This is a genomic window from Paenibacillus terreus (assembly GCF_042138595.1).
Taxonomy (GTDB): Bacteria; Bacillota; Bacilli; order Paenibacillales; family Paenibacillaceae; genus Paenibacillus; species Paenibacillus terreus.
This window is the reverse complement of sequence record NZ_JBHIRX010000004.1, coordinates 167,578-180,937: the sequence shown is the minus strand read 5'-3', so window position 1 is coordinate 180,937 and position 13,360 is coordinate 167,578. Positions and strand designations below refer to the sequence as shown.

The 13,360-nt window shown below is 53.8% G+C and carries 8 protein-coding genes; 6 read left to right on the top strand and 2 right to left on the bottom strand.

Annotated elements, in window-relative coordinates; translation table 11 throughout:
* Window positions 1–66: 66 nt before the first annotated feature.
* The 4 genes from ACE5KN_RS09980 (at window position 67) to ACE5KN_RS09965 (ending at window position 4,382) form a co-directional block, all read left to right on the top strand.
* On the top strand, window positions 67–1,932 hold the full coding sequence (locus tag ACE5KN_RS09980; RefSeq protein WP_375526480.1) for a cache domain-containing sensor histidine kinase: 1,866 nt from the start codon (window positions 67–69) through the stop codon (window positions 1,930–1,932).
* Window positions 1,907–2,656, top strand: a complete 750-nt coding sequence (locus ACE5KN_RS09975; protein ID WP_375526479.1) for a response regulator transcription factor — start codon at window positions 1,907–1,909, stop codon at window positions 2,654–2,656. The genes ACE5KN_RS09980 and ACE5KN_RS09975 overlap by 26 nt, the downstream gene beginning before the upstream one ends.
* Window positions 2,657–2,673: 17 nt before the next feature.
* Window positions 2,674–2,994, top strand: coding sequence for a cupin domain-containing protein (locus ACE5KN_RS09970; protein ID WP_375526478.1), 321 nt, complete (start codon window positions 2,674–2,676; stop codon window positions 2,992–2,994).
* Between the two features lie 167 nt (window positions 2,995–3,161).
* Window positions 3,162–4,382 (top strand): multidrug effflux MFS transporter, encoded by a 1,221-nt coding sequence (locus ACE5KN_RS09965; protein ID WP_375526477.1) that lies wholly within the window; start codon window positions 3,162–3,164, stop codon window positions 4,380–4,382.
* 78 nt (window positions 4,383–4,460) lie between these two features.
* Here the strand turns inward: ACE5KN_RS09965 and ACE5KN_RS09960 are convergent, their stop codons facing one another.
* Entirely contained in the window at window positions 4,461–6,182 is a 1,722-nt protein-coding gene (locus tag ACE5KN_RS09960; protein WP_375526476.1) for an ABC transporter ATP-binding protein, read from the bottom strand.
* A gap of 321 nt (window positions 6,183–6,503) precedes the next feature.
* On the bottom strand, window positions 6,504–8,231 hold the full coding sequence (locus ACE5KN_RS09955) for a family 14 glycosylhydrolase (RefSeq protein ID WP_375526475.1): 1,728 nt from the start codon (window positions 8,229–8,231) through the stop codon (window positions 6,504–6,506).
* Window positions 8,232–8,582: 351 nt separating this feature from the next.
* Here ACE5KN_RS09955 and ACE5KN_RS09950 point away from each other — a divergent pair, with 351 nt between their 5' ends.
* Together ACE5KN_RS09950 and ACE5KN_RS09945 are read left to right on the top strand one after the other, a co-directional pair.
* A complete protein-coding gene (locus tag ACE5KN_RS09950) occupies window positions 8,583–8,792 on the top strand; it encodes a hypothetical protein (protein ID WP_375526474.1) in 210 nt (69 codons plus the stop codon).
* A 397-nt stretch (window positions 8,793–9,189) separates the two neighbouring features.
* Window positions 9,190–13,155 carry a beta strand repeat-containing protein gene (locus tag ACE5KN_RS09945; protein WP_375533080.1) on the top strand — a complete coding sequence of 1,322 codons (3,966 nt, stop codon included), beginning with the start codon at window positions 9,190–9,192 and terminating at the stop codon, window positions 13,153–13,155.
* Window positions 13,156–13,360: the final 205 nt, after the last annotated feature.

Below are 13,360 nucleotides of genomic sequence, written 5' to 3'. Positions count from 1 at the left end.
ATATAACACACAGCATGCAGAATCGTTCTACAATCCGGAAGGAATGTAGGGGAGTGCTTGAACCAGATGCCATTCAAACGCCTTTTGCGAACCATCCTGCTCCGTGACCGGTCACTGATGACCAAGCTGACCGTATATTCAGCCATCCTTGTGCTCGTGCCCATGCTGCTTGCCGGTTATATCTCCTTCAGGCAGTCATCGCTGACACTGGAAAGTGAAGCAAGGCGCTACAGCTGGCAGATTATCGATCAGGTAAAGCATTACGTCGAGGATTACTTCCGCGACTTTGAAATCAGCACACTGAAAATCATTAACCATCCCGACACGACAGCATTTCTGCGCGCTTACACGAGCGGCAAACCGGCGGATGCTGAACATGAAAGCAGGGTGCGGAACGTACTGCAAAATTCAGCCTTCTCCCGGTCGGATGTGGCGAACATCTCCCTGATCCTTGACCATGACCGGATCATTGATTCGAATGATCAGCCTGGCATAACATCTGTACGGGATGCGGAGCGGGAGAGGTGGTTTGATACCGTGCCGGTCACGGGCAAGCCGAAGGTGCTGTCACGGGTTATTCATTGGAAAGGCGAGGCGGAGCCTGTCGTGTCTGTCGCCAAACGCATTGCCAGTCCGCAGGATCTCAAGCCGTTTGGCATGCTTGTCATTGATCTGAATTACAGGCGCCTGGAGGATACCGCCCGCAAGGTCCGGCTCGGTCAGTCCGGAAACGGCTACCTGATGATTCTGGATGAAGAGGGCAGATACGTATATCATCCGGACCCGAAGCTCATCGGAACCTTGACGGATTACAGGATCGTACGGCAGCTGCAGTATCGCAGCAGCGGTTCGTTTATTTTCGAGCAGAACGGAAAGCGCCTGCTTACTTTCAGTCGCAGCGAGGGGCTGAGCTGGCATCTTATGACCTCGATTCCGTACGATGAGCTCATGGAGAGCAGAACAAGGATGGCGCATGCCATTTTTGCTACGACCGCCTGGTTTATGCTGATTGCTTTTGTGCTGAGTCTGGGGCTGGCCGCAAGCCTGATCAGGCCGATCAAGAAGCTGCATCTGCATATGAAACGGGTGGAGATCGGCGATTTCAAAGGGCATATCAAAGTGGAAAACGCGGATGAAATAGGCATGCTGACAGCCGATTACAACCGGATGGTGAAGCGGCTGTCCGAGCTGCTGGAAGAAGTATATGTCTCAAGGGTAAAAGAAGCGGAAAGCCATCTCAGGCGCAAGGAAACGGAGCTGCGGATGCTGCAGGCGCAAATCAATCCCCATTTTCTCTATAATGCGCTGGAGACGATCCGGGGCATGGCACTCGCGGAGGAGCGGGAAGAGATTGCGGATATGTCCGCCGCACTGTCGCGGCTGCTGCGCTACAACGTGAAAGAAGATCAACCTGTCGTCACGGTCCGTCAGGAGCTGGCTGTTGTGGACATGTACCTGCGTATTCAAAAGTACCGCTTTGATGAGAGACTGGAATACAGCTTTCATCTGCCCGATTGGGTACTCGAGCAGCAGCTTCCCAAATTCACCCTGCAGCCCTTGGCGGAAAATTGCATCGTGCACGGTCTGGAACCAAGTACGAAAGGAATAAGCATTACCATATCCGCACACCGCATCGGCAAAACCTATGTGCTTGCCGTTGGCGATGACGGGCCGGGCATGCCCCCTGAGCGGCTGGAGAGCGTTCGCCAAAGTCTGGAGCATTCGAACCCCCGTTCCTCTGGTCATATTGGAATTGATAACGTAAACCGCCGTATTCGCTACTTGTTTGGAGAACAGTTCGGACTGGTGATCGAGAGCAGGCCGTCAGAAGGGACCACTGTTCAAATGATTCTGCCTTATGAGGAATCGAAGCCATTCCATGAAAAGGGATGGAGGGAGGTATGGAATGACCTATCAGATTCTGCTGGTTGAGGACGAGAAATGGGTCAGGACTGCGCTTCGCAAGGTGATCGAAAAAATCAATCTGCCGTTCGCTGTTGTACATGAATCCCCCAACGGGATGGAAGCTTGGGAATGGCTGGAGCGCAGTCATGCGGATATTGTGCTGACGGATATCCGGATGCCGGTTATGGACGGTTTGACACTGCTTAAGCAAATCCGAAATAAAGGCAAAGGCAACACGGCGGATATTATTATCGTCAGCGGCCACGATGAATTTGCTTACGCACAGCAGGCGATACGGCTTGGCGCCTTTGACTATTTTCTCAAGCCTGTCGAAGCGGAGGAGATGACGGAATGCTTCCGGAATTGGCTGCAGCGTCAGAAGACGGCTGCTTCCGTCTCAACAATACAGCAGGCTGGGGAGCAGTACCGAACGCCGGTTGAGCAGGTCATTCACTACATCGAAAGCAACCAGCGGTTTGATCTGATGCTGGCTGAAGCTGCAGCACTCGCGCATCTGAATCCCAGTTATTTCTGCAAGCTGTTCAAGCAGCAAAAAGGTGTGACCTTTACCGACTATATGACATCGGTCCGCATGCGGGAAGCCGCCAGACTGCTTGAGCACACAGCCCTTCGCATCACGGAAATTGCCGACAGGCTCGGATTTGCGGATGCGGCTTATTTCAGCAATACGTTCAAAAAAGAGACGGGGACATCTCCCAGCGAATACCGGAAAAGACTGCATCCTGCCTGAGAGAGGAGTACATGAGTATGAGGGCTTTTGGAGTATGGGAACAAGCGGAGCCGGGAGTGAAGCGTAAAATTTTTGCTCCCGGTACAGAGCTGATGATGATGGAGGTGCACTTTGAAGCCGGAGCGGAGGGCTATCAGCACAGCCATCCTCATGAGCAGATGAGTTACTGTATCCGGGGCGAGCTGGAATTTACGGTTGACGGAACGACCCGGCTTGTCAGGCAGGGCGATACCATCGTCATTCCTGGAGGAGCCAGGCACGGCGTAGTTGCCAAGGAAGCGTCGGTGCTGCTGGACTGCTTTACACCGCTCCGCGAGGATTTGTTAAACAGGGAGTAGTTCTGTTGCCTATTAAGATAGACAAGACCAAGCAGCTTCTGCCGCCATACAGAGGCTGCTTTATTTGTGCTGAACCATTACATGTGTAACGATTGACAGGTTCGTATTGCTCATGTTAGCCTTGCCTGTATGTTGGCTATTATCATTCGGGATAGAAGAGGAAAAAGATGGAATCCATAACAACGAATCAAAATGAATCAGCCCCCGCAGTAAAACAGAGAAAGCTGTGGATCGCATTGCTGCTGGGCAGCCTGTCGGCCTTCGGGCCGCTGTCGCTGGATATGTATTTGCCGGCGCTTCCCAAGCTGGCCGACGATCTGCATACGACCGTTTCGCTTGCTCAAATGAGCTTGACGGCCTGTATGCTTGGCCTGTCACTGGGCCAGCTGCTGGCAGGTCCTTTAAGTGATATGCGGGGCAGGCGGGGTCCACTGCTGGCGGGTCTCATGATCTACACGGTGACATCGGTGCTCTGTGTCGTGACGAGCAATATCTGGCTGTTTCTCGCGCTGCGCTTCATTCAGGGATTGGCAGGAGCCGCCGGTATCGTCATTTCACGCGCGATGGCGCGGGATATGTATGAAGGAACAGAATTGACCAAATTTTCTTCCATGCTGATGCTTGTCAATGGCGCAGCCCCTATACTGGCCCCGATTTTCGGTGCGCAGGTGCTGCTCTTTGCAGATTGGCCGGTGGTCTTTATCGTGCTTGGCGTCTGTGGGCTTCTGATGCTCATTTCCGTATTTGCGGCCATGAAGGAGACGCTGCCGCCGGAGCGCCGCTCAACAGGCGGCATTCGCGGGACGTTCACAACGTTTGGCAATCTGATGAAGGATCGGGTGTTTATGGGCTACGCTCTGACCCAGGGCTTCATTATGGCAGGCATGTTTGCTTATATTTCCGGTTCCCCGTTCGTGCTTCAGGGCATCTATGGCGTATCGCCGCAGATTTACAGTGTTATTTTTGCAATAAACGCGCTTGGCATTATTGCCGCATCCCAGATTACCGGGCGGCTTGCCGGTAAAGTGGAGGAAGCGAAGCTGTTCCCGGCCGGGGTGACGCTGGCTGTGATCGGAGGAATTACGCTGCTTGGTGTGCTGGCGGCGGGAGGGGAACTGTATTTGGTGTTACCACCGCTGTTCCTTACGATCGCAAGCGTCGGAATTGTGAGCACATCCGGCATGACGCTGGCACTGCGCAATCATGGGCATAATGCAGGCAGCGCTTCAGCGCTGCTCGGACTGCTGTCTTTTATTATCGGTGGAATTGCCGCTCCGCTCGTCGGTTTGGGGGGAGAGGAGACGGCCCTGCCGCTCGGCATCGTCATCGCAGTCTGTGAGTTGGGTGCCGTTCTCTGCTACACAGGCATGGTACGCCGAAAACGTTAAGTTCAATTGGATGGAAAAAGCATGAAACCCCGATTGGCCCTGGAGGCTGCTCGGGGTTTTGTTTTGATTACGCTTAGATCACTGCATCTCGTAGAACTTCGCATATATTCCGTTCTTGGCTATAAGCTGCTCATGTGTGCCTTCCTCGGCAATGCCTTGCTCCGAAAGCACCAAAATACGGTCTGCATTTTTGATTGTGGACAACCGGTGCGCAATGACAAAGGTGGTACGGTTTCTGGCCAATTTTTCAAAGCTTTCCTGAATCACTTTCTCGCTCTCATGATCCAGGGCGGAGGTCGCTTCGTCAAATATAAGAATGGACGGGTTTTTCAAGAATACTCGTGCAATGCTTAAACGCTGCTTTTGACCGCCGGACAGCTTTACTCCGCGCTGGCCGATATAGGAGTCATATCCATCCGCCAGTCCCATAATAAATTCATGTGCATTCGCGTGTTTGGCGGCTGTAATGATTTCTTCATCTGTCGCGAGAGGCTTCCCGTACAATATGTTTTCTTTAATCGTTCCTGCAAATAGATACACATCCTGTTGAACGACCCCGATGTTGTCACGCAGCGATTTAAGTGTGGCGTCTTTTATATTTATGCCATCTATTTTAACAGCACCTTCACTGGTGTCATAGAAGCGGGGGATCAGACTGCAAAGTGTCGTTTTACCAACACCGGATGAACCAACAAGCGCTATATATTCACCTGGATTTGCCGTAATGTTGATGTTGTGGAACACATAATGCGAATCGTCGGCATATTGGAAACCTACGTTTACAAATTCCACCTTGCCCTTTACATTGCTCAGCACAACTGCATTATGCTTATCCGTAATGTCCGGCTCAATAGCCATCATTTCCGTAAAACGTTCAAAGCCGGCAATCCCGTTTTGCAGGTTGCTGTTGAAGTTCATCAGCCTTTTCACAGGATCAATCAGAGTATTGATATATAATAAAAAGGTAATCAGCTCAGTCAGCAGCAGCTGGTTATAGCTGATCAGAATGGCGCCAACGATTACAGCCGTGATGTTCATAAATGAAATGAAGGCGGTTACACCATTATAGAACAATGCCTCGGCCCAATAACCTTTTTTCCTGCTTTGCAAAAAACCGCGGTTGCTGCTCCTGAACTTTTGCATTTCGATGTCTTCGTTGCCAAAAGATTGTACAACCCGAATTCCGGAAAGGCTGTCTTCAACTTGCGAGTTAATGTCAGCCATACGCTCCTTATTTGTTTTGAGCGCGTTTTTCACTTTTTTACTATAGTGATGGGCAAAGACAAACATAAAAAATAAGATAAAGAAAATAGTTAAAGTGAGTGCCCCATTAATATTGGCCAAAATAATAAATGAACCCACGATTCTCGTTAAAGAGATCACGAGATCCTCCGGACCATGATGGGCAAGCTCCGAAATATCGAACAGGTCTGCAGTGATCCGTGACATTAACTGGCCTGTACTTGTATTATCATGATACCGGAACGACAGCTTTTGCACATGCCGGAACAAATCGTTCCTCATATCGGACTCCATCTTTGCGCCCATGGCATGGCCAAAATAGTCGGTGTAGAAGTTGCTGACATACTCCACGGCCATCAGAAACACAAAGATACATGCCATTTTTATTATTAATTCCGAATCGATACCATCAGGGCTTATTGCGGTTTCGGTTACTTGATTAATCAGTATAGGGTAGACGAGCACCACTGCCGAAGCCAGCAATGCAAAGAACAAGTCAGCGATCAGCTGCTTTTTATAAGGCTTGTAGTAAGCTGAAAACTTTTTCAGGTTTTCCAAGAACTACTCCTCCAATATACGTTTCGTTTTATCATTTCACTCTTCTCAAAAATACGGCGGTTTATGTTCACAGAATTTGTAAATTTATTCATAATAATCCCTCCAGTCATTTTGACTCCATGGTAGCATGTCAACACCAAGGAGACAATTAAACAATTTATTATACTGCTGTTTTGGGCAGATGATGTTTTAACATGAACTAGCGGAAATAAGGTCTCAGCAATGATGCCAATATGATTGGATGATCTTCACCAAGCAACCAACTCCCACCTGGGATTGATGGGAGTTGGTTTGCTTTGCTCAGGTTTTTTTTGTGACACTTTAAGCGCTTAATTCATATTCAGACGGGGCCTGGAAATCGGAACTGCTTATAGGCGGTCCGGCTTGAATGGAACCGGCTGCGCCGTTGATTCCTGGTATATAGGTGGATGTGCCTGGAGTGAAAAAGTAATTTTTCATATTGTTGCTGTCCCATTGGTTGTTCCCGTCATTGAATGCAGCCTCAAGTTGGGACGAGGAACCGATATCCAGCGTAATTTTGGCATAACCGCTGATTTCGGAGTCCGACATTTTAATGCCGGGCACATCCGTCCATGCTCCGCCTGCGGGGCGATAGTGAATATAAGGGGTGTTAAAACCCTTTTTGTAGTAGATGGTGACTGAATTTACAGGATTGCCCCCGCCGTCGTCCGCAGGATTTGCATGCTTGATTACATAATTTTTGAAGCCGCTCATTTCGGCAGTTGGCGAGCCGTCATTGTTTACGATGTTATTAATACGCAGCAAGGTGAAGCCATTGTAACCGAACCTCGTTATTTTTTCTTCGATTTTCTGGAAGCCGCTGCCGCCGGTCGGGAGCGCATTTTCCCCGTTTAAACGGACGCCCTTGGCGTTCGCAATGGAAGAAACGGTATCCACCAAGGTGGACGGCAGGGAATAGTTGGGCGCCGTTCCGCTGTCATACATCTCCAGAGCGGTAAAGGTCAGATCCAGATCTGTAACTTTGAATTTTTGGATCAGACGGTTGTAATCATAATAGCCGCCTGCATGCTCGGCGCTGTGAGGCATGGACGGATTGTTCATTTGCCAATGAATGCCCGAGATTTTGGCTCCGATGCGCACGCCGAATACGGGGTCAAAGTTCTTGTGTGCCGCAGCTCCGATCACGCCCAGATGATTCTCCAATACACTCTGGTACCATGAAAGAAAATCCTTGCCGTACGTGATGTTGTATCCGCCCCCTGTATAAAAACCGTCGCTGTCGGTGGGAGGGCTAATCTGGTTCATACTGGTGAGGTTCGTTCCCCAGGCGGCATTGATTTTTTCAAGTGAACCGTATTTAGCGGTCATCGCCGTACGAAAAGCAGACTTAGCGGTTTCCGTATAGACCTGGAACTTGCCGCGGGCGGGATAGCTCCAGCCTGCTGCGGGATAGTAGGACGGGTAGCGCAGCTCGCCGGACGGCCCACCGCTCAGGTAAATTTTCGGAATCATACTTTTGTAAGATGAGAAGTTCTGGGCAAAGGAAGCATACAGCTCATCATATTGCTTGCCGATGCCGCTCCAAAAAGGAGAAAGGGATTCATTGTTCACATAACCGCTTTCATCCTTGAACTGCATTTCGTCCGCGCTTCCTTTGCTCCAAAGCCAGGAAGGCAGAGGGATGTTGCAGTCATCGCCGACATTGCCGCCGCATCTGTGGGTAGAGATAATTGGCACCCATTTTAATCCGGCCTGTTTCACTGTATCGGCATAGGTCTTGTAATAGCTCCAGTCAAACTGATTGTCACCCGCACTCTCGACATATCCCCACCAGACGTCGGTTGTAATGGCATACACACCGTTGTTCTTCAGCGTTGCAAGCTGATTTCTGAACGAATTCCAATCTGTTACTTTGGCGAGCGGTCCCATAACGGACACTTGAAAATCGCTCGCCACCGCTGCCTCGGCTTTGCTCCCGAAAGATCCTGTAAAAACTGTAATGCCCAGAATAAAGCTTAGCAGAAATAAACCGACCTTTTTCCAAATACGGGCCTGGGAGTGCAACATCATCATCTCCTTTTAATGAGAAATTTTTATTCTTATGCAAACGCTTGCACTATTATTTTAAAAGAGTTTTTCCGGCAGTGAGATGACTTTATTGCCCAAAAAAGTGGAATTAAATGACATGTCTGCTCAAAGTCATTCGCCAGTCATATTTTTCGATGGCAATGTTCAAGTTATTGATTGCTTTGCACGTTCAGGGATTAGAGCTTCTAAAGATATTTTTAAATGTAAATTAGGGTAAACGCCGTGTAGATAGCAGCCTCCTCACCATAGTCTATTGTGATACATGTGAATTCGGGGATGCAGTACGCTTTTGAATGGAAACGGAAATTCAACACGAGGGGGCGATGATAGGTGAGTACACGGCACAGTTCCATTCTTTTGTTAAATGATGCTGGCCGGAGCTTGAAAAAGGCACGGCGCCTTCTGGTAGAAGGGAAGTATAAACGAGCGAAAAAAAATATTGTAAGCTCGATGACCCTGCTCGGTCATGTGCTCGTGAAATTAGACCGTTTCACGGAAGTCAGGCACAGAGTGAACATGGGAAGAGTCAAAAATGAGTAGACCGAAACGACCAAAATACAAGAGTCTAAGAAAAATAAAAGCATCGATGAAACTGCTGCGGGCCGCCAAAAGATTAATAAAACAGAGAAGAACAAATTCGGCTGGAAAAGAAGTCGCCGAATCTCTAATCTACCTTAATCAAGCATTAAAGTACATCGATAAACTTGATGCTGCAAGACGCAGGAAAGGAATCAGGAGAACCAGAATCATTGAAGTCTTGCGTCCAATCGAGGTAAGACACGGCTCAACCAGACCAGCAAAGGTAACAGACTCAACTGGGGTGACGGGCAGCATCAGACCGGCAGAGGGGATGAGAGTTGCGGATTCAAGGATCGAAGCTGAAGAAATAAGAGGAATCGCTCCAACCGGCGTTACGGGAGATCCAGTGGCGACTGGAATGACTGATGCCAGCGGGGTGACAAGCGATCCTGGGGCGACCGGACCTACTGGCCCGACTGGACCAACGGGTGAAGCGGGATCGACGGGGGCAACGGGACCAGTTGGTGATACGGGCACAACCGGGGCAACCGGACCTACTGGATCGACGGGACCAACAGGCGCGACGGGCGCAACTGGAGTTACGGGAACGACGGGAGACACTGGAGCAGTAGGAGCCACCGGACCAACTGGATCAACGGGTGCGACGGGAGATACGGGGCCGACGGGAGACACAGGAGCCACGGGGACAACAGGCACGACGGGAGCGACTGGGTCAACGGGCTCGACAGGGGCGACTGGACCAACTGGCGAGACTGGAGAAACTGGCGCAACTGGGCCGATGGGACCGACAGGCGCAACCGGACCAAATGGACCAACGGGTGCGACTGGAGATACAGGGCCGACCGGAGTGACCGGAGCGACGGGAGCTACTGGACCAGTTGGTGATACGGGCGCAACCGGGCCAACGGGACCGACCGGACCGTTGGGTGCTACCGGAGCGACAGGAACGACAGGATCTACGGGAGCCACTGGAAGTACGGGACCGACTGGAGCAACTGGAGTCACCGGACCGATTGGGCCAACAGGTGATGTTGGAGCAACCGGAGCAACAGGCGCAACCGGACCGTCGGGGCCGACTGGACCATCGGGCACCACCGGATCAACAGGGCCGACTGGACCACCGGGAGATACGGGCCCGATCGGAGCAACAGGAGCGACTGGGCTGGCGGGTGCGACTGGGTCAACAGGCGTCACTGGAGATACAGGGCCGACTGGACCAACAGGAGCAACTGGACCCTCGGGTGCGACCGGATCAACAGGGCCGACCGGAGTGACCGGAGCGACGGGAGCTACTGGACCAACCGGCACGACAGGATCTACGGGAGATACGGGACCGACCGGAGTGACCGGAGCAACAGGCGCGACCGGAGCGACGGGGACCACTGGAGACACAGGCGCCACTGGAGATACAGGGCCAACCGGCACGGCTGGGCCGACTGGGCCAACGGGTGCGGCGGGACCAACAGGCGTCACTGGAGATACGGGAGCGACCGGACCAACAGGGGCAACTGGATCGACGGGAGCCACTGGAGAGACCGGCTCACCAGGCGAGACGGGGGCAACGGGACCATCGGGCGCCACCGGATCAACAGGGCCGACTGGACCACCGGGAGATACGGGCCCGATCGGAGCAACAGGATCGACTGGGTCAACAGGTGCCACTGGAGATACAGGGCCAACGGGCGGGACTGGATCGACGGGAGCTACCGGACCAACCGGGGCAACTGGACCAGTTGGTGATACGGGCGCAACTGGAGCGACCGGACCGTCGGGTGCTACCGGATCAACAGGGCCGACTGGATCACCGGGAGATATGGGCCCGACCGGAACGACAGGAGCGACTGGGGGTACGGGGCCGACGGGAGACACAGGAGCCACGGGGACAACAGGCGCGACGGGAGCGACTGGGCCAACGGGCTCGACAGGGGCGACCGGACCAACGGGCGAGACTGGAGAAACTGGGGCAACTGGCGCAACAGGGCCGATGGGACCGACAGGCGCAACCGGACCAAATGGACCAACGGGTACGACTGGAGATACGGGGCCGACCGGAGTGACCGGATCGACGGGAGCTACTGGATCAACGGGCGATACCGGACCAACAGGGCCAACGGGACCGACAGGACCGTCGGGTACGACCGGAGCGACAGGAACGACGGGAGCCACTGGAGATACGGGCGTAACGGGACCAACAGGCGCAACGGGAGCCGCTGGAAGTACGGGACCGACCGGACCAACTGGATCAACAGGCGTAACTGGAGATACGGGACCGACTGGAGCAACCGGATCAACAGGAGCAACTGGGGGTACGGGGCCGACGGGAGACACAGGAGCCACGGGGACAACAGGCGCGACGGGAGCGACTGGGCCAACGGGACCGACAGGGGCAACTGGATCGACTGGACCAACAGGACCTTCGGGCGAGACTGGACCTACAGGGCCAACAGGGGCGACGGGAGCCACTGGAGAGACCGGCTCAACGGGCGAGACGGGGGCAACGGGACCATCGGGCGCCACCGGATCAACAGGGCCGACTGGAGACACAGGCGCCACGGGGACAACAGGCACGATGGGTGCGACTGGGCCAACGGGCTCGACAGGGGCGACTGGAGCAACCGGTGCCACCGGGCCGACTGGAGATACGGGAGAAACAGGTGCTACGGGGGATACTGGACCAACGGGCGGTACCGGACCAACAGGGCCAACCGGAGCAACGGGACCGACCGGACCGTCGGGTGCGACCGGAGCGACAGGATCTACGGGAGTCACTGGAGATACGGGCGTAACGGGACCAACAGGCGCAACGGGAGCCACTGGAAGTACGGGGCCGACGGGAGCAACCGGAGCAACCGGAGCAACAGGCGCGACCGGAGCGACCGGGGCCACTGGAGACACAGGCGCCACTGGAGATACAGGGCCAACCGGCACGACTGGGCCGACTGGGCCAACGGGTGCGACGGGACCAACAGGCGTAACTGGAGATACGGGAGCGACCGGAACGACAGGAGCAACTGGGGGTACGGGGCCGACGGGTGAGACTGGATCAACAGGCGCAACCGGACCGACGGGGCCGACCGGACCAACAGGGCCAACTGGACCCTCGGGCGCGACCGGATCAACAGGGCCGACCGGACCAACAGGAGCAACTGGGCCGACTGGATCGACGGGCGCGACGGGAGATACGGGGCCAACCGGACCGACGGGGCCGACTGGACCAACTGGCGCAACCGGATCAACAGGAGCAACTGGACCCTCGGGTGCGACTGGACCAACAGGCGCAACTGGACCCTCGGGCGCAACCGGATCAACCGGATCAACAGGCGCAACCGGACCGACGGGGCCGACTGGACCAACAGGAGCAACTGGACCTTCGGGCGCGACTGGATCAACAGGGCCAACCGGACCCTCGGGTGCGACCGGACCAACAGGGGCAACCGGACCGACGGGCGCGACTGGATCAACAGGCGCAACCGGATCAACAGGCGCGACTGGATCAACAGGAGCAACGGGACCCTCGGGCGCGACTGGATCAACAGGGCCAACCGGACCTTCGGGCGCGACCGGACCAACAGGCGCAACCGGATCAACAGGCGCAACCGGACCAACAGGGCCAACCGGACCTTCGGGCGCGACCGGACCAACAGGGCCAACCGGATCTTCGGGCGCGACTGGACCGACGGGGCCGACTGGACCAACAGGCGCAACTGGACCTTCGGGCGTAACCGGATCAACAGGGCCGACCGGACCCTCGGGTGCGACCGGATCAACAGGGCCGACCGGATCAACAGGCGCAACTGGACCCTCGGGTGCGACTGGACCAACAGGCGCCACCGGATCAACAGGGCCAACTGGACCTTCGGGTGCGACCGGATCAACAGGGCCAACCGGATCGACGGGTGCGACCGGATCAACAGGCGCAACCGGACCGACTGGACCAACAGGCGCGACTGGATCTACAGGAGCTACCGGGGCGGCTGGACTTTTTAGCCAATTTCAAGTATCCGAGAACTCGCCAAACACTACGGGGAGTTCAGCAATTGCGTTGACCGCGACCCCAACAACATTAAAAACGATCACAATAACAGGAGTTACAGCAGGAACCAGGGTTTGGTTAACCGGAATTGTCGGCTGGCAGTCAACAGCGGGTGATTCGGCCATTCAATTACAAATCCTCCGAGGAGCAACTGTTATATTTAGCATCAATCATCATGCAAGCGCAAATAACACCTTTGTTAACAGCAGTGCCAATCATGTAGATTTGACTCCCGGTACAGGAAATATTAGTTATTCACTAGTTGCGTTGACGGTGACAGGTACAGCGAATGCGATCGGAGCCATCACTTTTACGGGTGCTTTAGTATAACGCTGCAATGTCAAAGAGTAAAAGTATGTTTACTTGATGTTTCTCAGGAAGAGATACGCTTGAAGCTTTACGTAAAAAAAGCCTCAAACAAGAGGCTTTTTTTTTACGTATTCACGTAATAGAGCAGCGTGATAGACAGCACGTTCGACAATAAGTAGAGTGTTCTTGAAAAGCTCCAACACAGAATGATAATGTAAGAGTGATC

Excerpts from the sequence above, each read along its gene's own strand:
- ACE5KN_RS09965 (WP_375526477.1), top strand. The coding sequence starts at position 3,162 with ATGGAATCCATAACAACGAATCAAAATGAATCAGCCCCCGCAGTAAAA.
- ACE5KN_RS09970 (WP_375526478.1), top strand. The coding sequence starts at position 2,674 with ATGAGGGCTTTTGGAGTATGGGAACAAGCGGAGCCGGGAGTGAAGCGT.
- ACE5KN_RS09980 (WP_375526480.1), top strand. The coding sequence starts at position 67 with ATGCCATTCAAACGCCTTTTGCGAACCATCCTGCTCCGTGACCGGTCA.
- ACE5KN_RS09975 (WP_375526479.1), top strand. The coding sequence starts at position 1,907 with ATGACCTATCAGATTCTGCTGGTTGAGGACGAGAAATGGGTCAGGACT.
- ACE5KN_RS09945 (WP_375533080.1), top strand. The coding sequence starts at position 9,190 with ATGACTGATGCCAGCGGGGTGACAAGCGATCCTGGGGCGACCGGACCT.
- ACE5KN_RS09955 (WP_375526475.1), bottom strand. The coding sequence starts at position 8,231 with ATGTTGCACTCCCAGGCCCGTATTTGGAAAAAGGTCGGTTTATTTCTG.